Below are 24536 nucleotides of genomic sequence, written 5' to 3'. Positions count from 1 at the left end.
CAAATCATGTGTAGGCCTGATAAGCGTAGCGCCATCAGGCAAGACACGGTTATGCCTTCAGCGGATTCATCTCTTCCCGGCGTAACATTTGGCACAATGCGATCAGCGGTAAACCAACCAGCGTGTTGGGGTCGCGACCTTCTAACCGTTCAAAAAGCGCAATCCCCAGACCTTCGCTTTTAAAACTCCCCGCACAGTGTAGCGGGCGTTCTTTGCGTACATAGTCTTCAATTTCCGTCTCGCTGAGATGGCGGAAGTGAACGTCAAACGGCTCCACCTCGGTTTGCAAATGTCCCGTTGCGGAGTTATACAGCGCCAGACCGGTATAGAACGTAATGATATTGCCGCTGGCTTTAGCTAACTGCTGGCAAGCTTTTTCTTCCGTTAATGGCTTACCGGTGATTTCGCCATCCAGTACACACACCTGATCGGAACCAATAATAAGATGCGATGGAAAGCGGTGAGCCAGTGATTGCGCTTTCTCTTGCGCCAGACGATTGACTAAGTGGCGAGGACTCTCTGCGGGCATCGGCGTTTCGTCTACCTCAGGAGCTGCGCATTCAAAGGGCATCGCCAGTTTTTCCAGCAGGGCGCGGCGCCAGGGAGATGTGGAGGCAAGAATGAGATTCGGCATATTTTTTCCACCAGATATAGCGTATTGATGAGAGCCATTTTAAACTATGCTCTTCGTCTTTCAGGTGTGCCGCTTTGGCGTCTCCTGAGCGAAAATAAGTCTGTAAACCGCAATGTGTGCGAATTATTAGCAAAAGGCAACCGCAGGCTGCCTTTTTCTTTGACTCTATGACGTTACAAAGTTAATATGCGCGCCCTATGCAAAAGGTAAAATTACCCCTGACTCTTGATCCGGTTCGTACGGCTCAAAAACGCCTCGATTATGAAGGTATCTATACTTCTGATCTGGTAGAGCGCGTCGCCGATTCTGTAGTCAGTGTGGACAGTGATGTGGAATGCGCCATGTCGTTCGCTATCGATAACCAGCGACTTGCCGTTATTACCGGTGATGCGAAGGTTTCGGTAACGCTCGAATGTCAGCGTTGCGGTAAGCCGTTTCCTTATCATGTTCACACAACGTATTGTTTCAGTCCGGTTCGTTCTGACGAACAGGCTGAAGCACTCCCGGAAGCGTATGAGCCGATTGAGGTTAACGAATTCGGTGAAATCGATCTGCTTGCAATGGTGGAAGATGAGATTATCCTCTCCTTGCCGGTAGTTCCGGTGCATGATTCTGAACACTGTGAAGTGTCCGAGGCGGACATGGTCTTTGGTGAACTGCCTGATGAAGCGCAAAAACCAAATCCATTTGCCGTATTAGCCAGCTTAAAGCGTAAGTAATTGAGGAGTAAGGTCCATGGCCGTACAACAGAATAAACCAACCCGTTCCAAACGTGGCATGCGTCGTTCTCATGACGCTCTGACCGCAGTCACCAGCCTGTCTGTAGACAAAACTTCTGGTGAAAAACACCTGCGTCACCACATCACTGCCGACGGTTTCTACCGTGGCCGCAAGGTAATCGCTAAGTAATCACGCTTTTGCGTGATGAAGCTTAGTGAGGAACTTCCCCGTTACGACGGGGAAATACCAAACCAGGCGGCGAAACGACTTTGACACGTCTAACCCTGGCGTTAGATGTCATGGGGGGAGATTTTGGCCCTTCCGTGACAGTGCCTGCAGCACTGCAGGCACTGAATTCTAATTCACAACTCACACTTCTTTTAGTCGGGGATCCCGATACAATCACGCCATTACTTGCTAAAGCTGACTTTGAACAACGTTCGCGTCTGCAGATAATCCCTGCACAGTCAGTTATCGCCAGTGATGCCCGGCCTTCGCAGGCAATCCGCGCCAGTCGCGGTAGCTCAATGCGTGTGGCGCTGGAACTTGTGAAAGAAGGGCGAGCACAAGCTTGTGTCAGCGCCGGAAATACCGGGGCGCTCATGGGGCTTGCAAAATTATTGCTCAAACCGCTGGACGGTATTGAGCGTCCTGCGTTGGTGACGGTTTTGCCTCACCAGCAGAAGGGAAAGACGGTGGTCCTCGATTTGGGGGCAAATGTCGATTGCGACAGCAACATGCTGGTGCAATTTGCCATTATGGGCTCGGTGCTTGCGGAAGAAGTGGTCGGAATTAACAACCCACGCGTGGCCTTGCTCAACATCGGCGAAGAAGAAACCAAAGGACTCGACAGCATTCGGGATGCCTCTGTGGTGCTAAAAACAATCCCCTCCATCAATTACATCGGCTATCTTGAAGCCAATGAGTTATTGACGGGGAAAACGGATGTTCTGGTCTGTGACGGTTTTACCGGCAATGTCACATTAAAGACGATGGAAGGCGTTGTCAGAATGTTCCTTTCACTGCTGAAATCTCAGGGTGAGGGTAAAAAACGGTCGTGGTGGCTGCTGATATTAAAGCGTTGGCTACAAAAGCGCCTGGCAAGGCGATTCAGTCACCTCAACCCCGACCAGTATAATGGCGCCTGTCTGTTAGGATTGCGCGGCACGGTGATAAAAAGTCATGGTGCGGCCAATCAGCGAGCGTTTACCGTCGCGATAGAACAGGCAGTGCAGGCGGTGCAGCGACAAGTTCCTCAGCGAATTGCCGCTCGCCTGGAATCTGTATACCCAGCTGGATTTACAATGCTGGACGCTGGCAATGGCGACACATCCCAGCCACACTGATTACGGTGTGGTGTGAGAGCCCCAGCCTCTTAGCCGTTGTGATGCGCGGTATATAACTAAAAAGTGACTGAGCGTACATGTATACAAAGATTATTGGTACTGGCAGCTATCTGCCTGAACAGGTGCGGACTAACGCCGATCTGGAAAAAATGGTCGAGACGTCTGACGAGTGGATTGTCACCCGTACAGGTATCCGTGAACGCCATATTGCTGCGCCGAATGAAACCGTCTCAACGATGGGGTTTACGGCGGCTCAACGTGCGCTTGAAATGGCGGGCATTGATAAAGAACAGATTGGCTTGATTGTGGTAGCAACCACCTCAGCGACACATGCGTTCCCCAGCGCAGCATGCCAGATTCAGAGCATGCTGGGCATCAAAGGTTGCCCGGCGTTCGACGTCGCTGCAGCCTGCGCCGGCTTTACTTATGCGTTAAGCGTCGCCGACATGTACGTTAAATCCGGCGCGGTCAAATATGCGCTGGTTATTGGTTCCGATGTTCTGGCCCGAACCTGCGATCCAACCGATCGCGGCACCATCATTATTTTTGGCGATGGTGCCGGTGCCGTGGTGCTGAGCGCCTCCGACAAGCCGGGCATTATCTCTACCCACCTGCATGCTGATGGTTGTTATGGCGAACTGCTGACGCTGCCAAATGCCGATCGCGTGAATCCGGAAAATTCGATTCATTTGACGATGGCCGGCAACGAAGTGTTCAAAGTGGCGGTAACTGAGCTTGCGCACATTGTTGACGAGACGCTGGAGGCCAATAATCTTGACCGTTCAGAACTCGACTGGCTGGTTCCGCACCAGGCTAACCTGCGTATTATCAGCGCGACGGCCAAAAAACTGGGCATGTCGATGGACAATGTGGTGGTAACTCTGGACAGACACGGCAACACCTCTGCGGCCTCCGTCCCTTGTGCGCTGGATGAAGCCGTGCGTGACGGACGTATCAAAGAAGGTCAGTTGGTGTTGCTTGAGGCCTTTGGCGGTGGATTCACCTGGGGCTCCGCGCTGGTTCGTTTCTAGTATAAGGATTTAAACATGACGCAATTCGCATTTGTGTTCCCTGGACAGGGTTCCCAGACTGTTGGGATGTTAGCCGATATGGCGGCTGAGTATCCTATCGTTGAAGAGACGTTTGCCGAAGCTTCTGCGGCGCTGGGCTATGACCTGTGGGTGCTGACCCAGCAAGGGCCGGCTGAAGAACTGAACAAGACCTGGCAGACGCAGCCTGCATTGTTAGCTGCGTCCGTTGCGCTGTATCGCGTCTGGCAACAGCAGGGCGGTAAAGCGCCAGTGCTGATGGCGGGCCATAGCCTGGGTGAATATTCTGCGCTGGTTTGTGCCGGCGTCATTAATTTTGCTGATGCGGTGCGTCTGGTTGAACTGCGTGGTAAATTCATGCAGGAAGCCGTTCCTGAAGGTACAGGCGGCATGTCTGCTATCATTGGTCTCGATGATGCGTCGATTGCGAAAGCCTGTGAAGAAGCGGCAGAAGGCCAGGTCGTTTCACCGGTGAACTACAACTCACCGGGGCAGGTTGTTATCGCCGGGCATAAAGAAGCCGTTGAACGTGCCGGTGCAGCCTGTAAAGCAGCCGGCGCGAAACGTGCGCTGCCGTTACCCGTGAGCGTACCGTCTCATTGCGCGCTGATGAAACCGGCTGCCGAAAAACTGGCAGTGGAATTGGCTAAAATTACCTTTAACGCGCCATCTGTACCGGTTATCAACAATGTGGATGTGAAGTGCGAAACTGACGCAAATGCCATTCGCGATGCGCTGGTGCGTCAGTTGTACAGTCCGGTGCAGTGGACAAAGAGCGTCGAATTAATGGCCTCCCAGGGTGTTGAACACCTGTATGAAGTGGGACCGGGTAAAGTGCTTACGGGCCTGACGAAACGTATTGTTGATACCCTGACTGCCTCGGCTCTGAATGAACCGGCGGCGATGTCGGCAGCACTTGCGCAATAAAAGAGGAACACCATGAGTTTTGAAGGAAAAATCGCGCTGGTTACCGGTGCAAGTCGTGGCATTGGCCGCGCAATTGCAGAGACGCTCGTTGCCCGTGGCGCGACCGTTATCGGTACGGCGACCAGCGAAAGCGGCGCTCAGGCCATTAGCGATTACTTAGGTGCGAAGGGCAAAGGTCTGATGCTGAATGTGACTGATCCAGCATCTATCGAATCTGTTCTGGAAAAAATTCGCGCAGAATTTGGTGAAGTGGATATCCTGGTCAATAATGCCGGTATCACACGAGATAACCTGCTGATGCGAATGAAAGATGATGAGTGGAACGATATTCTCGAAACCAATCTTTCATCTGTTTTCCGCCTGTCAAAAGCGGTAATGCGCGCTATGATGAAAAAGCGTCATGGGCGTATTATCACTGTCGGTTCTGTGGTTGGTACCATGGGAAATGCGGGTCAGACTAACTACGCTGCGGCGAAAGCGGGTCTGATCGGCTTCAGTAAATCGCTGGCACGTGAAGTTGCGTCCCGCGGTATTACGGTGAACGTTGTTGCTCCGGGCTTTATTGAAACGGACATGACGCGTGCGCTGACTGATGAGCAGCGTGCGGGTACGTTGGCGGCAGTTCCTGCAGGTCGTCTTGGCTCTCCGAAAGAGATAGCCAGCGCGGTTGCATTTTTAGCCTCTGACGAAGCAGGTTACATCACGGGTGAGACTTTGCACGTCAACGGCGGGATGTATATGGTTTAACCACGAGATACGCAAAATCATCCAGATTGTATCACGTCGGCAAGACCGAAAAGCCAGCGAGCATAGATGACTATGTGACCAGGGTTTGAGGACGCAGCCAACACTGAGACACAATTTTAAGGATGACGCGTAGAAAAATATTTGCGTTATTATAGGTCTTGGCCTCAAAATAACGTAAAATCGTGGTAAGACCTGCCGGGATTTAGTTGCAAATTTTTCAACATTTTATACACTACGAAAACCATCGCGAAAGCGAGTTTTGATAGGAAATTTAAGAGTATGAGCACTATCGAAGAACGCGTTAAGAAAATTATCGGCGAACAGCTGGGCGTTAAGCAGGAAGAAGTTACCAACAATGCTTCTTTCGTTGAAGACCTGGGCGCAGATTCTCTTGACACCGTTGAGCTGGTAATGGCTCTGGAAGAAGAGTTTGATACTGAGATTCCGGACGAAGAAGCTGAGAAAATCACCACCGTTCAGGCTGCCATTGATTACATCAACGGCCACCAGGCGTAAGTGAACATCTCCAGGCGGTCATTCGACCGCCTGAGTTTTATCTTTTTGTCCCACTTGAATCAATTATCCCTCCCTGGAGGACAACCGTGTCTAAGCGTCGTGTAGTTGTGACCGGACTGGGCATGTTGTCTCCTGTCGGCAATACCGTAGAGTCTACCTGGAAAGCTCTCCTTGCCGGTCAGAGTGGCATCAGCCTGATCGACCATTTCGATACTAGCGCCTATGCAACGAAATTTGCTGGCTTAGTAAAGGATTTTAACTGTGATGACATTATCTCGCGCAAAGAACAGCGCAAGATGGATGCCTTCATTCAATATGGAATTGTCGCTGGCGTTCAGGCCATGCAGGATTCTGGCCTTGAAGTTACGGAAGAGAACGCATCCCGTATTGGCGCCGCTATCGGCTCCGGTATCGGTGGTCTCGGACTGATTGAAGAAAACCACAGTTCCCTGGTGAACGGTGGGCCGCGTAAAATCAGCCCCTTCTTCGTTCCGTCGACGATTGTTAACATGGTGGCGGGTCACCTGACCATTATGTATGGCCTGCGTGGGCCAAGCATCTCTATCGCGACCGCCTGCACCTCAGGCGTACATAACATCGGTCATGCCGCACGTATCATTGCATACGGCGATGCGGACGCGATGGTCGCGGGTGGTGCTGAAAAAGCCAGTACGCCACTGGGCGTAGGCGGCTTTGGCGCGGCACGTGCGTTGTCTACCCATAATGAAAACCCGCAAGCGGCCAGCCGCCCGTGGGACAAAGCGCGCGATGGCTTTGTACTGGGCGACGGTGCAGGCATGGTTGTACTGGAAGAGTACGAGCATGCAAAAGCGCGCGGCGCAAAAATTTATGCTGAAGTCGTTGGCTTCGGGATGAGCAGTGACGCTTATCACATGACGTCACCGCCGGAAAACGGCGCAGGCGCTGCCCTGGCGATGGTTAACGCGCTGCGTGATGCGGCGATTGAACCGGGTCAGATTGGCTACGTTAACGCCCACGGGACCTCCACACCGGCAGGCGATAAAGCCGAAGCTCAGGCCGTGAAATCGGTCTTTGGCGATGCGGCAAGCCGCGTGATGGTGAGTTCTACCAAATCTATGACCGGTCACCTGTTGGGTGCAGCGGGCGCGGTGGAGTCAATTTACTCTATCCTGGCACTGCGCGATCAGGCTATTCCACCGACCATCAACCTGGATGACCCGGATGAAGGTTGCGATCTGGACTTCGTTCCTCACGAAGCGCGTCAGGTCAGCGGAATGGAGTATACGCTGTGTAACTCCTTCGGTTTCGGTGGAACTAACGGTTCATTGATCTTTAAAAAGGTCTGATCGTCGTTCTGTTCCAGGCTAAAAGGTCCGCTTGTCGGGCCTTTTTTATTGCGTCTTCTTCCCTTGTCCTGCGCCATCCATCCTGCGACACTAACGGGCCATGCATAAGGAGCCACCATGTTCTTGATCAATGGCCGTGAACAAGAATTTCTCCCCGCGAGCGATCGCGCCATTCAGTTTGGTGATGGTTGTTTTACTACGGCGCGTATTGTCGATGGCACGGTTTCGCTGCTGGCGGCGCATCTGCAGCGTTTGCAGGCGGCTTGCGCAACATTGCTGATTGCCTTTGATGACTGGGATGTGCTTGAGCGGGAAATGACCGTGCTGGCCGCTGGCCATTCGCGAGCAGTACTGAAGGTGATCATCAGCCGTGGCAGCGGAGGACGAGGGTACAGCGGTGCGAGTTGTCATGACAGTACCCGTATTCTTTCTGTCTCCGCATATCCGCAGCATTACGACCACTGGCGCGAACAGGGGATCACGCTCGCCTTAAGTCCGGTTCGTCTTGGGCGTAACCCTCTGCTTGCCGGTATTAAACATCTGAATCGTCTTGAGCAGGTGCTGATTCGCTCTCATCTTGAGCAGACGGATGCCGATGAGGCGGTGGTTCTTGACAGTGAGGGTTGGCTTACGGAATGCTGTGCGGCTAATTTATTCTGGCGAAAAGACAATGTAGTCTACACGCCGCGCCTCGATCAGGCGGGAGTGAACGGTATTATGCGACAATTCTGCATCCGGAAACTGGCACAATCGTCTTTTCAGGTTGTCGAACTGAATGCACGCGAAGACGCACTGCACCACGCTGATGAAATAGTGGTCTGTAATGCGCTGATGCCGATCGTGCCTGTGCGGGCTTATGGCGCGAATACATTGTCTTCACGTGCATTATTTACGTTTCTGGCCCCACTTTGTGAGCATCCGAATTAGTCATGAAAAAATTGTTTCGCGTTGTCCTTTTACTGGCTGTTGTAATGGGAATTGCCGCTGGTGCGGGAATGTGGAAGGTTCGTCATCTGGCCGACAGTAAACTCCTGATTAAAGAAGAAACTATTTTTACCCTCAAACCGGGAACCGGTCGTTTGGCTCTGGGCGAGCAACTTTATGCAGACCGGGTTATTAACCGCCCTCGCGTGTTTCAATGGTTGCTCCGTGTCGAGCCGGATCTTTCCCACTTCAAGGCGGGTACGTATCGCTTAACACCGGAGATGAGCGTGCGCGAGATGCTGCAACTGCTGGAAAGCGGTAAAGAAGCGCAATTCCCGCTGCGGCTGGTCGAAGGTATGCGCTTAAGCGACTATCTCAAACAGCTGCGCGACGCGCCGTATATCAAACATACCCTGAGCGACGACAGCTACGAAACCGTCGCAAAAGCGCTGGGTCTTGAGAGTACTGATGGGCTGGAGGGCTGGTTCTGGCCCGATACCTGGATGTATACCGCCAATACCACGGATGTTGCCTTACTTAAGCGCGCACATCAGAAGATGGTAAAGGCGGTAGATCGCGTCTGGGAAGGGCGTGCGGAAGGGCTGCCGTACAAGGATCAAAACCAACTGGTGACGATGGCCTCGATTATTGAGAAAGAGACGGCCATTGCCAGCGAGCGCGATCAGGTCGCCTCCGTCTTTATCAACCGCCTGCGTATCGGAATGCGTCTACAGACCGATCCAACGGTGATTTACGGGATGGGGGAGCGTTATAATGGCAAGATCTCGCGTGCGGACCTGGAAACGCCAACGGCCTATAATACCTACACGATCACCGGACTCCCGCCAGGACCGATTGCGATGCCGGGTGAAGCCTCGCTGAACGCGGCGGCGCATCCGGCCAAAACGCCGTATCTCTATTTTGTGGCCGACGGTAAAGGCGGCCATACGTTTAATACTAATCTTGCCAGCCATAACCGGTCAGTGCAGGACTATCTGAAAGTGCTTAAGGAAAAAAATGCGCAGTAATTATATCGTCATCGAGGGGCTGGAAGGCGCCGGTAAAACGACCGCAAAGAATGTTGTGGTTGAGACGCTTGAACAACTCGGCATTCGCGACATGGTTTTTACCCGCGAGCCGGGCGGTACACAGCTGGCGGAAAAACTGCGTAGCCTGGTGCTGGACATTCGTTCAGTCGGTGACGAAACCATTACCGTAAAAGCCGAAGTGCTGATGTTCTATGCTGCGCGAGTGCAGTTAGTTGAGACGGTTATTAAGCCCGCGCTCGCAGAAGGTAAATGGGTGATTGGCGACCGTCACGATCTCTCAACGCAGGCATATCAGGGCGGTGGTCGCGGGGTCGATCAGCAGATGCTGGCGACGCTGCGTGATGCCGTGCTGGGGGATTTCCGCCCGGATCTCACCCTTTACCTGGACGTCACGCCAGAGGTGGGCCTGAAGCGCGCCCGTGCCCGTGGTGAACTAGACCGTATCGAACAGGAATCGTTTGACTTCTTTAATCGTACGCGCGCTCGCTATCTGGAGCTTGCGGCGCAGGACGCCAGTATCCGCACCATTGATGCGACACAGCCGCTGGAGAACGTGATGAACGCTATCCGCACGACTGTCACCGAATGGGTGAAGGAGCAGGGCGAATGAAATGGTATCCATGGTTACGACCTAACTTCGAAAAACTGGTAGCGAGCTATCAGGTGGGAAGGGGTCACCATGCGCTACTGATTCAGGCTCTACCGGGGATGGGCGACGATGCATTGATCTATGCGTTGAGTCGCTACCTGCTTTGCCAGCAACCGGATGGACATAAAAGCTGCGGTCATTGCCGTGGTTGCCAGTTAATGCAGGCAGAAACACATCCGGACTACTATTCACTGTTCCCGGAAAAAGGGAAAAGCACGCTGGGCATTGATGCCGTGCGTGAGGTGAGTGAAAAACTGTATGAGCGTGCGCGACTGGGCGGAGCCAAAGTGGTCTGGATCCCGGATGCGGCGTTGATGACTGATGCCGCCGCCAATGCCCTGCTCAAAACGCTGGAAGAACCGCCAGCGCAAACCTGGTTCTTTCTCGCCAGCCGCGAGCCCGCACGACTACTGCCGACGCTGCGTAGCCGGTGCCGTTTACATCATCTTGCGCCACCGGCTGAAACATACGCGGTATCGTGGCTTGCGCGGGAAGTGACGGCGTCACAAGAAGCATTGCTGACCGCGCTACGTCTGAGTGCCGGTTCTCCGGGCGCGGCGCTGGCTTTGCTGGAGTCCGAAAGCTGGGCTCAGCGTGACGCGCTGTGTCAGGCGCTGGCGAGCAGCATTCCCGCTGGCGACTGGTATTCATTATCGACGGTGTTGAATCATGAACAGGCGCCTGCCAGATTGCACTGGCTGGCGACGTTAATGATGGATGCGCTTAAACGTCAGCACGGGGCCACCGTGATAACCAACGCGGATGCCGGGCAACTGATCGCCACGATTGCCGGTCAGCTTTCTCAGACGCGTATTCAGGCAATCCTCAATGCCATCTGCCACTGCCGTGAACAACTGCTTAATGTGACCGGAATAAACCGTGAACTGGTATTAACCGATCTTCTTCTGCAAATCGAGCATTACCTGCAACCAGGCACTGTGTTGCCTGTTCCCCACCTGTAAGAGAGACATTATGTTTTTAGTCGACTCGCACTGCCATCTTGATGGTCTGGATTATCAAACGCTACATAAGGACGTGGATGACGTGCTGGCGAAAGCCGCTGCGCGTGATGTGAAATTCTGTCTGGCAGTGGCAACGACGCTGCCGGGTTACCGCGAAATGCGGAAATTGGTAGGCCAGCGCGATAACGTCGTTTTTTCCTGCGGCGTGCATCCGTTAAATCAGGATGAGCCATACGAGGTCGAGGAATTGCGTCGTCTGGCAGCCGAAGAGGGCGTCGTGGCAATGGGCGAGACGGGGCTGGACTATTTTTATACCCCAGAAACGAAAGTACGCCAGCAGGCGTCGTTCATTCATCATATCCAGATCGGCCGTGAACTAAACAAGCCGGTGATCGTCCACACGCGCGATGCCCGCGCCGATACGCTGGCAATTCTTCGCCATGAAAACGTGACGGATTGTGGCGGCGTACTACACTGTTTTACAGAAGACAGAGAAACGGCGGGTAAACTTCTGGATCTGGGGTTTTATATCTCCTTTTCCGGGATTGTGACCTTCCGTAATGCTGAACAATTACGTGACGCTGCGCGGTATGTGCCGCTGGACAGACTGCTGGTGGAGACGGATTCTCCGTATCTCGCGCCGGTTCCGCATCGGGGTAAAGAGAACCAGCCTGCGATGGTCCGCGACGTAGCGGAGTACATGGCCGTATTGAAAGGGGTGGCCGTTGAAGAACTGGCGCAGATCACCACCGATAATTTTGCCCGCCTGTTCCATATCAACGCTTCCCGCCTGCAGTCAGTGTCGTAGTTGAGTTTTTTTAAAGCTCGTAATTAATAACTAAAGCGAGTAAAGTTCACCGCCACAAAGTGGGCGGTGAATGAGCGATCTGACACATTCTGATACCTTTTTTGTCAAAATGTGCAACTTAACGCGCTGTCCAGAGTTGAAACGTGATAGCCGTCAAACTATATTTCGCCGATTTATTTTACTCTGTGTAATAAATAAAGGGCACTTAGATGCCCTGTCCACGGCGGGGTTCTCCCCCCTCGCCAATGCGTGTGAACGTAGAAAGCACAAATACTCAGGAGCACTCTCAATTATGTTTAAGAATGCATTTGCTAACCTGCAAAAGGTCGGTAAATCGCTGATGCTGCCGGTATCCGTATTGCCTATCGCAGGTATCCTGCTGGGCGTCGGTTCCGCAAACTTCAGCTGGCTGCCAGCCGTTGTATCACACGTGATGGCAGAAGCCGGCGGTTCTGTTTTTGCAAACATGCCGCTGATTTTTGCTATCGGTGTTGCGCTTGGTTTTACCAATAACGATGGCGTTTCGGCTCTGGCTTCGGTTGTCGCCTATGGCATCATGGTGAAAACCATGTCCGTGGTTGCGCCGCTGGTGCTGCATTTACCTGCTGAAGAAATCGCAGCAAAACACCTTGCGGACACGGGTGTACTCGGGGGGATTATCTCCGGTGCGATTGCAGCGTATATGTTTAACCGATTCTACCGAATCAAGCTGCCTGAGTATCTGGGCTTCTTTGCTGGTAAGCGTTTCGTGCCGATCATCTCTGGTCTGGCGGCGATCTTTACCGGTGTGGTCCTGTCCTTCATTTGGCCGCCAATCGGTACTGCTATCCAGACATTCTCTCAGTGGGCTGCTTATCAGAACCCGGTCGTAGCGTTTGGTATCTATGGTTTCATCGAGCGCTGCCTGGTACCGTTTGGTCTGCACCATATCTGGAACGTTCCTTTCCAGATGCAGATCGGCGAATACACCAACGCGGCAGGTCAGGTTTTCCACGGCGATATCCCTCGCTACATGGCGGGCGATCCGACGGCGGGCATGTTGTCCGGCGGCTTCCTGTTCAAAATGTACGGTCTGCCGGCGGCTGCGATTGCTATCTGGCACTCTGCGAAACCTGAAAACCGCGCCAAAGTGGGCGGTATCATGATCTCCGCGGCGCTGACCTCGTTCCTGACCGGTATCACCGAACCGATCGAGTTCTCCTTCATGTTCGTTGCGCCGATCCTGTACGTTATCCACGCGATTCTGGCTGGCCTGGCGTTCCCAATCTGTATTCTGCTGGGTATGCGCGACGGTACATCGTTCTCACACGGTCTGATCGACTTTATCGTACTGTCCGGTAACAGCAGCAAGCTGTGGCTGTTCCCGATTGTTGGTGCGGGCTACGCGATTGTTTACTACACCATCTTCCGCGTGCTGATTAAAGCGCTGGATCTGAAGACTCCGGGTCGTGAAGATAATACCGATGACGCGAAAGCGGGCGCGACCAGTGAAATGGCTCCTGCGCTGATTGCGGCATTTGGTGGTAAAGAAAACATCACTAACCTGGATGCGTGCATTACCCGTCTGCGTGTCAGCGTGGCTGACGTGGCGAAAGTGGATCAGGCTGGCCTGAAGAAACTGGGTGCCGCAGGTGTGGTGGTCGCAGGCTCCGGTGTTCAGGCTATCTTCGGTACGAAATCCGATAACCTGAAAACTGAGATGGATGAATACATCCGTAACAGCTAAGACCTAAGAAGTTGGGGAGAACTAAGGCAGCCGAATGGCTGCCTTTTTTACATCCGGTCATGCCCGATGGCGCGATGCTGATCGGGCCTACAGCCGGAAATGATCCGGTATTGACATCAGAACTGATAGTTTGCGGTGATGCTCACATTGCGTGGCTCACCATAAACAATCGACCCTTCAACGTTGGTATCGTAGGTTTTGTCGAACAGGTTATTGACGTTACCCTGCACGGAGAAGTTTTTGGTCACCTGGTAGCGGGTGAACAGATCCACCAGCGCGTAACTGCCTTGCTCTGCTCGGAATGTACCGTATGGCGTCGCGGTGTCGGTGTAGACGCGGTTCTGCCAGTTCACGCCACCTCCCACGGTCAGGTCTGGCATCACCGGCAAACGGTAGCTGGTGAATAGCTTGACGCTGGTACGGGGCAGGTTTGGATTGACGGCGTTGCCTTCATTGTCTTCTGCGACGTAGCGCGTTGCGCCAAAGGTCATCTGCCAGTTATCGGTAATCGCCCCGTTAACTTCGAATTCAACCCCTTTGCTGACGGTCCCGTTCGCCGTTTTATAGGCGACTTCGCCATTGCTACCCGGAATCGGTGAACCGGTCGACTGGGCAACGTTATCCTGCTCAATGCGGAATATGGCGAGAGTCGTGGTCAGTCGGCTGTTCATCCAGTCAGACTTGAGGCCGACCTCATAGTTGTTACCGGTGATGGGCGTGAGGTACTTCCCGCCGCGATCGCGTTTATTCTGCGGCTGGAAGATGGAGGTATAGCTGGCGTAAGTAGACCAGTTATCATTGATGTCATAAACCAGCCCGGCATAAGGCGTGGTGTGGTTTTTCTCCATGCTGTAGCTCAGGGTATCGATACGCCAGTTGGTATAACGCGCGCCGAGGATAAGATGCAGCGGATCAGCCAGCGAGATGCGCGTCGCGGCATACAGCGACTTCATGTGCGTGGTGTCGTCCTGGGCCAACGACTGCGGTGCCCAGTCGGTTTGCGGGAAATTGCCGTTGAAGTTATTGAAACTGCCGATCTCATCCGGGAAGACGTTTGCCCATGAACTGTAATAGCGGTTGTTCTGTTTGCTGTAGCTGCCGCCAAACATCAGATTGTGCTGACGACCGAACAGGTCATAGCCGCCGTCGGCGAAGAGATCCAGCGCATCCACTTTACGTTTACCGCTGTTCCAGCCTGTGCCACCTACGTAGTCATAACCCGGTCCGTAGCTGCTGTAAGGGCCGACAAGCATGCCATCTGCCTTATTCACATACGCATCGACATACATCGTTTTACTGTCGAATTTGATTTCCGAATGGGTTGCATTCAGCGTCGCCTGCCAGGTGTCGGCAAAGCGCTGTTTGAGCGTGAGAAAGACTTTATTAATCTCTTTATCGTTATAAGCCCAGTCTGGCGCGGTACTGCGGGCACGGTCATAGCTATTTTTGCTGCCGTCGGTGTTCCAGCGCGGCAGGCCCCCCCAGGTCGGGCTGTCCACTTTGATTTTTTGGTACTCATACCCGGCGGCAAGGCTGGTGGTTTCCCCCAGGTCAGCATCAATGATGCCCGAGAAGAAGTTTTTCTCGTTGTGATAGCGATCGAGCCACGAATCGTTATCCTGATAGCCTGCCACAATGCGTGCGCGTATGTTGCCATCATCGGTGAGCGGGCTTTGCAGATCCATCACATAGCGCTGTTTATTCCAGCTGCCATATTCCGCCGATACATTGCCTTTAAATTCACGGCTGGTGGCGTGTTTACGGATCATGTTGATGGAGGCCGACGGGTTGCCGGTGCCGGTCATCAGGCCGTTTGCGCCGCGCACCACTTCCACGCGATCATAGAGCGCCATGTCGGTTAGCGCATCGCCCAGATTCCAGCGCGATTCAAACCAGGTCGGAATGCCATCGACCATATAGTTATCTATCTGAAAACCCCGAGAGTAGTAGCTCACGCGATCGGAGTCTGCCTGACTTTTGCTGATCCCCAGCGTGCTGTCCATCACGTCGCCCAGCGTTTGCAACTGCTGATCTTCCATACGTTGTTCACTGATGATGCTGACCGACTGCGGAATATCGCGCTGGGTCATCATCATTTTGGTTCCGGCGGTAGTGGATTTGACGCTGTAATCCTGTTCGTCGCTGTTCGCAGAGGTTGCTGGCGCAGAACCGTCAACAATGACGGTCTCTTCCGGTGTGGTCGCCGCGAAACTCATGGATGGCATCAGTGCCATCGCAATGCAGGCTGCCAGCAAAGAGGGTGTTGCGCCAGCCTGGCGTTGTTCATCCCTGTTGTGTGTTGTAAAAGACATCAGAAAGTCCTTAATAGTGAACGAATCCTGGCTCAGGCCGTGTAAGGTGGCGATGAACCCCTTTTTATTTTTCTAACCATTTAACGTGCATGAAAATGCAAATGCGAAATATACGCATTCATATTTACTCTGTAAACAGATGTAACTTGCTTTCTGAAATCTTGTTTCATAACTTTTTGGCACAGGAGAGGGGATAAATGATTATAAGTGCGCCACTGTGATGGTTTTTTGCTTAAGAAATCGTGGGTTAAGGTTGAAAGAGCGGGTTTAAGTCGATCATACTCTATACTCGCAGTGTGGCTCAGCGTAGCATGACATCACGCATGGCTATTTTTAGAAAAGGAAAACGTCGTGGCAGAAGAGACTATATTCAGCAAGATTATTCGTCGTGAAATTCCTTCCGATATCGTTTACCAGGATGACCTGGTGACGGCATTCCGGGATATTTCACCCCAGGCGCCTACACACATCCTGATCATTCCTAACGTTCTGATCCCGACGGTCAATGACGTCAGCGCAGAGCATGAGCAGGCGCTGGGACGGATGATTACCGTTGCGGCAAAAATTGCTGAGCAGGAAGGCATTGCCGAAGATGGCTATCGCCTGATCATGAATACCAATCGTCATGGCGGCCAGGAGGTGTATCACATCCATATGCATCTGCTGGGCGGCCGTGCTCTCGGTCCTATGCTTGCGCACAAAGGGTTGTCATGATGACCAGAGGATGCATTGCGCTGTCGCTGGGTCTGCTCTTACTTGCCGGATGCCGTTCTCATCCTGAGATCCCGGTAAGCGATGAACAGTCGCTGGTGATGGAATCGACGCTACTGGCGGCGGGGATCACGGCGCAAGAGCCCACGTTGACCACGTCTGATATTCAGCCTTCTGCATCCTCAACGTTGTATAACGAAAGGCAAGAACCCGTTACCGTTCACTATCGCTTTTACTGGTATGACGCCAGAGGGCTTGAGATGCACCCTCTGGAAGCGCCGCGCAGCGTGACGATCCCGGCGCATTCGTCAGTCACGCTGTATGGCAGCGCCAATTATCTGGGGGCGCACAAAGTCAGACTTTATCTTTATTTGTAAGGGGTGAATCTTGAAGACAAAAATGAGTCGCTACGCATTGATAGCCGCGCTGGCGATGTTCCTGTCCGGTTGTGTGGCGCAACGTGAACCCGCACCGGTTGATGAGATAAAACCCGCGCCGGAACAGCCCGCGCAGCCGCAAGAGCCCGCTCCGGTTGTGCCAACGGTTCCCTCCATTCCTGGACAGCCGGGTCCCATTGAGCATGAAGATCAAACGGCAGCGCCGGCACCTCGCGTACGGCATTACGACTGGAATAGCGCGATGCAGCCGATGGTGGGCAAAATGTTGCAGGCCGATGGCGTTACGGCGGGGAGCGTTTTGCTTGTCGATAGCGTGAATAACCGCACGAACGGTTCGCTGAACGCAGGTGAAGCCACAGAAACGCTGCGCAATGCGCTAGCGAATAATGGCAAATTCACTCTGGTATCGGCGCAGCAGTTGTCGATGGCGAAACAGCAGCTAGGGTTGTCTCCTCAGGACAGTCTGGGAACGCGCAGTAAAGCGATTGGTATTGCCCGCAACGTTGGCGCGCACTATGTGCTGTATTCCAGCGCCTCGGGTAACGTCAATGCGCCATCGCTGCAAATGCAATTAATGCTGGTACAAACTGGCGAGATAATCTGGTCAGGTAAAGGTGCCGTTCAGCAGCAATAGCATACCAGGGCGCGACGCGGTGCTGTCGCGCTACTTTCCGCACTATCGTCCCGTAGCCGAAGGTCAGAGTGGCCTTAGCGGCGCAAGTGTGATCATCGAAGGTCCAGCCCAGCGGCTGGTTCTTCGCCATCATCACGATCCTGATGCGCCGCAAGCGCATTTTTTACGCCAGTACCATGCCTTATCACAATTACCCGATGATCTGGCGCCGAAGCCACGGTTCTACGTACCTGGCTGGATGGCGGTGGAGTACATACCGGGTGAGATAAAAACCGGCCTGCCAGATGCCGACGAACTGGCGGGCTTACTGTATTATCTTCACCAGCAGCCCCGTTTTGGCTGGCGTATCCATCTGTTAGCGTTGCTGGAGCAATACTGGCTGGGGAGCGATCCGGCGCGGCGTACGCCATCCTGGCTGAGAACGCTGAAGCGTCTGCGCAAAGAGGGCGAACCGCGGCCTCTGCGCCTTGCGCCGTTGCATATGGATGTCCATGCTGCAAACATCGTTCATGGCCCGGCAGGGCTGCGCCTGATCGACTGGGAATACGCCGGAGACGGTGATGTCGCCCTTGAACTGGCGGCGGTGTGGGTGGACGATGTTCAACAGCATCAGCAACTGGTGCAGGCTTACGCCGTGCGTGCGCGTATGGACGGTCAAAAATTATGGCAACAGGTCAGACGCTGGTATCCGTGGATACTGATGCTGAAGGCCGGTTGGTTTGAATACCGCTGGCGACAGACCGGCGAACGACAATTTATCAGCCTGGCCGATGCAACCTGGCGGCAACTGGCAACAAAGGATTAAGGAGAGCAGTGTGGGCCCAGTCATGTTGGATGTTGAAGGGTTTGAGTTGGATGCGGAAGAGCGGGAGATTCTGGCCCATCCGCTGGTCGGTGGTTTGATTCTGTTTGCACGCAATTATCATGATCCGGCACAGTTACGTGAACTGGTGCGTCAGATCCGTGCGGCATCGCGCAACCATCTGGTGGTTGCCGTCGATCAGGAAGGCGGACGCGTGCAGCGTTTTCGCGAAGGATTTACCCGGTTGCCTGCCGCACAGTCTTTTGCGGCGCTGCACGGGCTGGAAGAGGGCGGCAAACTGGCGGAAGAGGCCGGATGGCTGATGGCCAGCGAAATGATCGCGATGGATATTGATATCAGTTTTGCGCCGGTACTGGATGTCGGGCATATCAGCGCCGCTATTGGCGAGCGTTCCTATCATGCCGACCCGCTCAAGGCGCTGGCGATGGCGACCCGTTTTATTGACGGTATGCACGCGGCAGGAATGAAAACCACCGGCAAACATTTCCCCGGCCATGGCGCGGTAACCGCCGATTCGCATAAAGAGACGCCGACCGATCCGCGTCCTGAAGCAGAAATTCGGGCGAAAGATATGTCCGTGTTCCGCTCACTGATTACCGAAAACAAGCTGGACGCTATCATGCCAGCGCACGTCATATACAGTGATGTCGATCCCCGCCCGGCGAGCGGTTCTCCGCACTGGCTGAAAACGGTTCTGCGCCAGGAGTTAGGTTTTGACGGCGTGATTTTCTCTGATGATCTGTCGATGGAAGGGGCGGCAATCATGGGCAGCTATGCCGAGCGTGGGCAGGCATCGCTGGATGCGGGTTGTGATATGATTCTGGTCTGCAATAATCGTAAAGGGGCGGTCAGTGTGTTAGATAATCTGTCGCCGATCAATGCAGAGCGTGTTACACGTTTGTATCATAAAGGTTCATTTTCGCGTCAGGAACTGATGGATACTGCACGCTGGAAAACGGTCAGCGCGCAGCTCAACCAGTTACATGAACGCTGGCAGGAAGAGAAAGCAGGTCATTAACGCACGTTTGGTGAGGATGCGATGATTATCTATCTACACGGTTTCGACTCTAACAGTCCGGGAAACCACGAAAAAGTCTTGCAGCTGCAGTTTATCGACCCGGACGTCAGACTGATAAGCTACAGCACGCGTCATCCGAAACATGACATGCAGCATCTGCTGAAAGAAGTGGACAAAATGTTGCAGCTTAATGTTGATGAGCGGCCATTGATTTGCGGCGTGGGCCTCGGCGGTTACTGGGCTGAACGCATTGGTTTTCTCTGCGATGTTCGCCAGGTGGTGTTTAATCCTAACCTGTTTCCGTATGAGAACATGGAAGGCAAGATCGATCGTCCGGAAGAGTATGCGGATATCGCCACTAAATGCGTGACCAACTTCCGCGAGAAGAATCGCGATCGTTGCCTGGTCATTCTCTCACGTCATGACGAAGCCCTGAACAGTCAGCGTTCGTCTGAAGAGCTGCACCATTTCTATGAGATTGTGTGGGACGAAGAGCAGACGCATAAGTTTAAGAATATTTCGCCGCACCTGCAGCGAATTAAAGCGTTTAAGACATTAGGCTAAAACCTTTGTTAGCCGGAGTCGTCGAATCAGGCCAGCCTTCGGGCTGGTTTTTTTTGCCTGTCTTTCCTGCGTTGTCTATCTTTTCAGCAGCAAAACTTGATACATATCAATTTTGGTATGACCAATGCACCGCATGTGTTATTCTCATTCTCGAAGGACATTTTCATTGTCGTAACTTGTTGTTAATTAAAGGCTATGTTTATAACGTTTAATTAACAATTGGTTAATCACTTTAAGGGGGTCACGTTGACTACACCACTGAAAAAGATCGTGATTGTCGGCGGGGGAGCTGGCGGGCTGGAAATGGCGACGCAACTGGGGCACAAGCTGGGTCGCAAGAAAAAAGCGAAAATTACGTTGGTTGACAGAAATCACAGCCACCTGTGGAAACCCCTGTTGCACGAAGTGGCGACCGGTTCGCTGGATGAAGGCGTGGATGCTCTGAGCTATCTGGCACATGCCCGTAACCACGGCTTTCAGTTCCAGTTGGGTTCTGTAATGGATATCGATCGGGAAGCGAAAACCATCACCATCGCGGAACTGCGTGATGAGAAGGGCGAGTTACTGGTGCCTGAGCGCAAAATTGCTTATGACACGCTGGTAATGGCGCTGGGCAGTACCTCCAACGACTTCAACACCCCGGGCGTGAAAGAACACTGCATCTTCCTCGATAACCCGCATCAGGCGCGTCGTTTCCATCAGGAAATGCTGAACCTGTTCCTGAAATATTCCGCCAATCTGGGCGCGAACGGTAAGGTGAACATTGCCATCGTCGGCGGCGGCGCGACGGGCGTAGAGCTGTCAGCAGAACTGCATAACGCAGTGAAACAGTTGCACAGCTATGGTTACAAAGGGCTGACCAACGACGCGCTGAACGTGACGCTGGTGGAAGCCGGTGAACGTATCCTGCCAGCGCTGCCACCGCGTATTTCTGCAGCCGCGCATAACGAGTTAACAAAACTCGGCGTGCGCGTCCTGACCCAGACGATGGTGACCAGTGCGGATGCCGGTGGCCTGCATACCAAAGACGGCGAATATATCGAAGCCGACCTGATGGTCTGGGCGGCGGGGATCAAAGCACCGGACTTTATGAAAGAGATTGGCGGTCTGGAGACTAACCGGATTAACCAACTGGTTGTGGAACCGACGTTGCAGACGACCCGCGATCCTGATATCTACGCGATTGGCGACTGCGCTTCCTGCGCGCGTCCGGAAGGGGGCTTTGTGCCGCCGCGCGCTCAGGCTGCGCATCAGATGGCGACCTGTGCGATGAACAACATTCTGGCACAAATGAACGGCAAGCCGCTGAAAGCGTATCAGTACAAAGACCACGGCTCGCTGGTGTCTCTCTCCAACTTCTCGACCGTCGGGAGCCTGATGGGCAATCTGACCAAAGGGTCGATGATGGTGGAAGGGCGCATCGCTCGCTTTGTCTATATCTCGCTCTACCGTATGCATCAGATCGCACTGCATGGCTATTTTAAAACCGGTCTGATGATGCTGGTGGGCAGTATTAACCGCGTGATCCGTCCGCGCCTGAAACTGCATTAATCCCCTCTGACTCAGCATCGCCCGCTGGCGGTGCTGAGTGTCTTCTCTGCCTTGCCTCCGCCTTCAGAGTTCTCTGAATCATCCTGTTTTAACAATGATTAGCGATATTTTCATCCACAGTCTGATGGGCATCTGTGTGCATGGGTTGCAAAATGGTAAGCAATAGCAAAGAAGGAGGATCTCCCGTGAATAAATCGATGTTGGCGGGTATAGGGATTGGCGTAGCTGCTGCGCTGGGTGTGGCGGCGGTTGCCAGTCTGAACGTGTTTGATCGTAGCCCACAGTATGCTCAGGTGGTTTCTGCAACACCGATTAAAGAGACGATTAAGACGCCGCGTCAGGAGTGTCGCAACGTGACGGTGACGCATCGTAAACCCGTCCAGGATGAGAACCGCATTACCGGTTCGGTACTGGGGGCAGTCGCCGGTGGCGTGCTGGGGCATCAGTTTGGCGGTGGACGAGGTAAAGACGTCGCAACGGTGGTCGGGGCATTGGGGGGCGGTTACGCCGGTAACCAGATCCAGGGGTCGATGCAGGAAAACGACACCTATACCTCCACGCAGCAGCGTTGCAAAACTGTCTATGACAAGTCGGAAAAAATGCTCGGTTATGACGTCACCTATAAGATTGGCGACCAGCAGGGCAAGATTCGCATGGATAAAGATCCTGGCACGCAGATCCCACTGGATAACAACGGCCAGTTAATTCTGAATAACAAAGCGTAAAAAAGCTGTACTCTGCACGTTAGCCCCTCATTCGCTCAGGCTGAGGGGCTTTTTTTATCAGAAGGTCAACGCGTAGTTCAGGCCAAAGGTCCGACCCCGACCCTTATACTCGTACAAGGACGGGCTGCCATAGGTTGGGCTGTACAGCAACGGTGCGCGCTGTCCCCACAGGGTGGTGTAATCTTCATCCAGCAGGTTTTCAATGCTGAAGGTCAGTTTACCCAGTGGGAGTTGATAACTGCCAATGAAGTCGACGGTGTTATAGCCATCCAGCTTGTTACCGCTGGCGTCGCTGAGATCAAACGACTGCTGAGTCTGAACTCGCAGCGACCACGGCTCGGGCGCCCAGCCGACCCAGGCGGTGGCTTTGGACGGCGACGCGAGCGTGACATCCCATTTTTCCCATTTTCCGTTCTTTTTCACTTCAGATTTCAGGACGTTAAAGTTCGCCCCAAGACTCCAGTCGCTGTCAGGGATGAAGTAATCTGCTGCGCCTTCCACGCCGTAAATCCGGCGATCGTCAGGCTCCACGCGGATGGTCATGTCGCTACGATTGATGACAATCGACTTATCAGAGGTGGAATAGTACGCCGCCAGTTGGGTACGCAGATTATCGCCGGTGTAGCGCCAGCCCAGCTCATACGAATTGACCTTGATCCCTTCAAGGCGCGAATCCGCCACGTTCACGCTGCGCTGGAGTTGGTAATGATCGCCCACCAACTGGTAAGTACCGTTGCCGTAGTATTTCCCGGGATCCGGCAGCTCAACGCCCTGGGAGAAGTTAAACCACGCCTGCTGGCGTTCAGTTAGATGCGCCAGCAGCCCGGCATTGAACAAGAAGTTGTCGTAATCGGTTTTGCCGCCAGGGATGACATCGGCAGAACTCGCTAAACCGTTGGCAATCCCCTGCTGTTGCGCATAACCGACAAAATCATCAACCCGATTTTCCGTCCACTGATAGCGCACACCACCGCTCAGGGTGAAGATGTCGTTAATGTCGTAACTGCTTTGCAGGAACGGCGCGAAGTTGGTGATGCTGTAGCCCGGATAACGTCCGGTCGTGTAGGCCGTGCGGTTGTCCATTCCGCCTGACGGTACGGACCAGGCCAGATCGAAGAATTTCTGGTTGGAATCGAAAGTTTCATGATCCGCATCGATACCCCACGTCAGCTCCCAGTTATCCATCAACTGGCTGTTGAGGGTGATTTTGGCGCCGAACTGATCGGTATCCTGCTGCGATGCTGAGAAACTGGTCACCTGGCCTTTGCTGAGCGTCGGGAAGGGATAGAATGTTAGCGACTCATCGCGGTAATAGATCTGGCTGACCAGATTCTGACCGAAGAAGTCCGCGTCGGAGTATTGCAGGCTGATCAGATGGCGCTCCGTCCCTGGAATACGGTCAGAGCTCAGCCCGCTGCGGGTGCTGGCGGTTCCGCTACCGGTAACGGCGGACATATTTTCGCCCAGGTACAGTCCGTAGTCTTCATCGCCCTGGCTCTTGTAATACTGGGTGACGACCTGTATCTGACGATTATCATCGATGTCGAGGGTGCCGGTACCCATCACATCCAGACGATCGGAGTGCTGCAGGCCGGTTTGCGTGTTGTCCAGCATCAGGGCGTCGCCATTGCCGTCGTACCAGCCGCCAAAGCGCTGATAGGCCACAGACAGTCGGCCAGACGCGCGATCCGTTCCTCCGCTGACCGCGGCGGCGACGCGCTCGTCGTGATCGTTGCTGTTGTTAAAACCCGATTTGCTGCCCAGTTCAAGATCCACCTGGCGGTCCGGCTGGCCTTTTTTGGTCACAACGTTGATTAAGCCGCCGGTGCTGCCTCCGCCATACAGCGAGGTTGCGCCTGAAATGACCTCAATATGGGCAATGTTAAACGGGTCGATCGCATCCAGTTGGCGGCTGTCGGTACGCGAGGAATTCAGGCGTACGCCGTCGATCAGCACGACAATCGCACGTCCGCGCATGTTCATACCATAATTGGTGCGTCCCTGGCTGCTGACATCGATGCCGGGGATCAGCTGTGCCAGCACATCTTTGAACTCTTTACCGCCCTGAATCTGTTGCTCAATCTCCTGGCCTTCAATCACCCAGGTTGTTTGGGCCATTTCGGCGACGGTTTTCTGGCTGCGGTTGGCGCTGACGATGAGGTTATCTTCTTCTGATTGCGCCGCCGCAGCGGGTAGAGTCAGGGCTAACAGGATCGGGTTGAGGGCCCAAAGACGCTTATTCATTCGCATTCCTTTCAAAATATCTGTGCAGGTGAGTATGGTTATTACCGGACGGATACCGGCTGTTACATTGTGAAACAGATGTAAAATCAAATGCGGATTTTGCTGATAATAATTCCTATTATCAAATGATTTTTGCGAAAATTTGATGCTAACCCAGTGATAGCACTGGTA

25 protein-coding genes are annotated in these 24536 nt (G+C 53.6%); 22 read left to right on the top strand and 3 right to left on the bottom strand.

Going from position 1 to position 24536, the window contains the following annotated elements:
* Positions 1 to 49 precede the first annotated feature (49 nt).
* Complete coding sequence (locus QNN88_RS07395) at positions 50 to 634, bottom strand: Maf family protein (protein ID WP_414239630.1); 585 nt, start codon at positions 632 to 634, stop codon at positions 50 to 52.
* Positions 635 to 831: 197 nt separating this feature from the next.
* Between QNN88_RS07395 and yceD the strand changes: the two genes are divergently transcribed.
* The 14 genes from yceD (at position 832) to ptsG (ending at position 13385) form a co-directional block, all read left to right on the top strand.
* Entirely contained in the window at positions 832 to 1353 is a 522-nt protein-coding gene (yceD, locus tag QNN88_RS07390) for a 23S rRNA accumulation protein YceD (RefSeq protein ID WP_414239629.1), read from the top strand.
* A 16-nt stretch (positions 1354 to 1369) separates the two neighbouring features.
* Entirely contained in the window at positions 1370 to 1543 is a 174-nt protein-coding gene (gene rpmF, locus QNN88_RS07385; RefSeq protein ID WP_000290724.1) for a 50S ribosomal protein L32, read from the top strand.
* 80 nt (positions 1544 to 1623) lie between these two features.
* Positions 1624 to 2700 (top strand): phosphate acyltransferase PlsX, encoded by a 1077-nt coding sequence (plsX, locus tag QNN88_RS07380; protein ID WP_414239628.1) that lies wholly within the window; start codon positions 1624 to 1626, stop codon positions 2698 to 2700.
* A 77-nt stretch (positions 2701 to 2777) separates the two neighbouring features.
* A complete protein-coding gene (gene fabH / locus QNN88_RS07375; RefSeq protein ID WP_414239627.1) occupies positions 2778 to 3731 on the top strand; it encodes a beta-ketoacyl-ACP synthase III in 954 nt (317 codons plus the stop codon).
* A gap of 15 nt (positions 3732 to 3746) precedes the next feature.
* Positions 3747 to 4676: an ACP S-malonyltransferase gene (fabD, locus tag QNN88_RS07370; RefSeq protein ID WP_414239626.1), complete on the top strand. Its 930-nt coding sequence runs from the start codon at positions 3747 to 3749 to the stop codon at positions 4674 to 4676.
* Positions 4677 to 4688: 12 nt separating this feature from the next.
* On the top strand, positions 4689 to 5423 hold the full coding sequence (fabG, locus tag QNN88_RS07365; RefSeq protein ID WP_414239625.1) for a 3-oxoacyl-ACP reductase FabG: 735 nt from the start codon (positions 4689 to 4691) through the stop codon (positions 5421 to 5423).
* 279 nt (positions 5424 to 5702) lie between these two features.
* Positions 5703 to 5939, top strand: coding sequence for an acyl carrier protein (gene acpP / locus QNN88_RS07360; protein ID WP_000103754.1), 237 nt, complete (start codon positions 5703 to 5705; stop codon positions 5937 to 5939).
* Between the two features lie 86 nt (positions 5940 to 6025).
* Positions 6026 to 7267, top strand: a complete 1242-nt coding sequence (gene fabF, locus QNN88_RS07355) for a beta-ketoacyl-ACP synthase II (protein WP_414239624.1) — start codon at positions 6026 to 6028, stop codon at positions 7265 to 7267.
* Between the two features lie 117 nt (positions 7268 to 7384).
* Positions 7385 to 8194: an aminodeoxychorismate lyase gene (gene pabC, locus QNN88_RS07350; protein ID WP_414239623.1), complete on the top strand. Its 810-nt coding sequence runs from the start codon at positions 7385 to 7387 to the stop codon at positions 8192 to 8194.
* A 2-nt stretch (positions 8195 to 8196) separates the two neighbouring features.
* Positions 8197 to 9219, top strand: a complete 1023-nt coding sequence (gene yceG, locus QNN88_RS07345; protein ID WP_414239622.1) for a cell division protein YceG — start codon at positions 8197 to 8199, stop codon at positions 9217 to 9219.
* Positions 9209 to 9850, top strand: a complete 642-nt coding sequence (tmk, locus tag QNN88_RS07340; RefSeq protein WP_414239621.1) for a dTMP kinase — start codon at positions 9209 to 9211, stop codon at positions 9848 to 9850. Before yceG ends, tmk begins: the two co-directional genes overlap by 11 nt.
* The gene (gene holB, locus QNN88_RS07335) at positions 9847 to 10851 is read left to right on the top strand and encodes a DNA polymerase III subunit delta' (protein ID WP_414239620.1); all 1005 of its coding nucleotides are present in this window, start codon (positions 9847 to 9849) and stop codon (positions 10849 to 10851) included. The genes tmk and holB overlap by 4 nt, the downstream gene beginning before the upstream one ends.
* 10 nt (positions 10852 to 10861) lie before the next feature.
* A complete protein-coding gene (locus tag QNN88_RS07330; RefSeq protein ID WP_414239619.1) occupies positions 10862 to 11659 on the top strand; it encodes a metal-dependent hydrolase in 798 nt (265 codons plus the stop codon).
* A 292-nt stretch (positions 11660 to 11951) separates the two neighbouring features.
* The gene (gene ptsG, locus QNN88_RS07325) at positions 11952 to 13385 is read left to right on the top strand and encodes a PTS glucose transporter subunit IIBC (protein ID WP_414239618.1); all 1434 of its coding nucleotides are present in this window, start codon (positions 11952 to 11954) and stop codon (positions 13383 to 13385) included.
* Positions 13386 to 13501: 116 nt separating this feature from the next.
* Here the strand turns inward: ptsG and fhuE are convergent, their stop codons facing one another.
* Positions 13502 to 15697 (bottom strand): ferric-rhodotorulic acid/ferric-coprogen receptor FhuE, encoded by a 2196-nt coding sequence (fhuE, locus tag QNN88_RS07320; protein WP_414239617.1) that lies wholly within the window; start codon positions 15695 to 15697, stop codon positions 13502 to 13504.
* Positions 15698 to 16048: 351 nt separating this feature from the next.
* Between fhuE and hinT the strand changes: the two genes are divergently transcribed.
* The 8 genes from hinT to QNN88_RS07280 all read left to right on the top strand — a co-directional run bounded on the left by hinT (position 16049) and on the right by QNN88_RS07280 (position 22121).
* Positions 16049 to 16411 carry a purine nucleoside phosphoramidase gene (gene hinT, locus QNN88_RS07315; protein ID WP_043000975.1) on the top strand — a complete coding sequence of 121 codons (363 nt, stop codon included), beginning with the start codon at positions 16049 to 16051 and terminating at the stop codon, positions 16409 to 16411.
* Complete coding sequence (locus tag QNN88_RS07310; protein ID WP_046479573.1) at positions 16411 to 16785, top strand: YcfL family protein; 375 nt, start codon at positions 16411 to 16413, stop codon at positions 16783 to 16785. The genes hinT and QNN88_RS07310 overlap by 1 nt, the downstream gene beginning before the upstream one ends.
* A gap of 22 nt (positions 16786 to 16807) precedes the next feature.
* Complete coding sequence (lpoB, locus tag QNN88_RS07305; protein ID WP_414239806.1) at positions 16808 to 17440, top strand: penicillin-binding protein activator LpoB; 633 nt, start codon at positions 16808 to 16810, stop codon at positions 17438 to 17440.
* Positions 17421 to 18245 carry a thiamine kinase gene (thiK, locus tag QNN88_RS07300; protein WP_414239616.1) on the top strand — a complete coding sequence of 275 codons (825 nt, stop codon included), beginning with the start codon at positions 17421 to 17423 and terminating at the stop codon, positions 18243 to 18245. Before lpoB ends, thiK begins: the two co-directional genes overlap by 20 nt.
* 10 nt (positions 18246 to 18255) lie before the next feature.
* Positions 18256 to 19281: a beta-N-acetylhexosaminidase gene (gene nagZ / locus QNN88_RS07295; protein ID WP_414239615.1), complete on the top strand. Its 1026-nt coding sequence runs from the start codon at positions 18256 to 18258 to the stop codon at positions 19279 to 19281.
* Between the two features lie 21 nt (positions 19282 to 19302).
* On the top strand, positions 19303 to 19845 hold the full coding sequence (ycfP, locus tag QNN88_RS07290; protein ID WP_043000970.1) for an alpha/beta hydrolase YcfP: 543 nt from the start codon (positions 19303 to 19305) through the stop codon (positions 19843 to 19845).
* 246 nt (positions 19846 to 20091) lie between these two features.
* Positions 20092 to 21396, top strand: coding sequence for an NADH-quinone dehydrogenase (gene ndh / locus QNN88_RS07285; protein ID WP_414239614.1), 1305 nt, complete (start codon positions 20092 to 20094; stop codon positions 21394 to 21396).
* A gap of 185 nt (positions 21397 to 21581) precedes the next feature.
* Entirely contained in the window at positions 21582 to 22121 is a 540-nt protein-coding gene (locus QNN88_RS07280) for a glycine zipper 2TM domain-containing protein (RefSeq protein WP_414239613.1), read from the top strand.
* Positions 22122 to 22178: 57 nt separating this feature from the next.
* Here the strand turns inward: QNN88_RS07280 and QNN88_RS07275 are convergent, their stop codons facing one another.
* The gene (locus QNN88_RS07275; RefSeq protein ID WP_414239612.1) at positions 22179 to 24365 is read right to left on the bottom strand and encodes a TonB-dependent siderophore receptor; all 2187 of its coding nucleotides are present in this window, start codon (positions 24363 to 24365) and stop codon (positions 22179 to 22181) included.
* Positions 24366 to 24536 lie beyond the last annotated feature (171 nt).

Source organism: Citrobacter sp. ANG330, from assembly GCF_047467925.1.
Taxonomy (GTDB): Bacteria; Pseudomonadota; Gammaproteobacteria; order Enterobacterales; family Enterobacteriaceae; genus Citrobacter_A; species Citrobacter_A amalonaticus_G.
The sequence above is the reverse complement of the archived record's forward strand: the minus strand, read 5'-3'. Positions and strand labels throughout refer to the sequence as shown.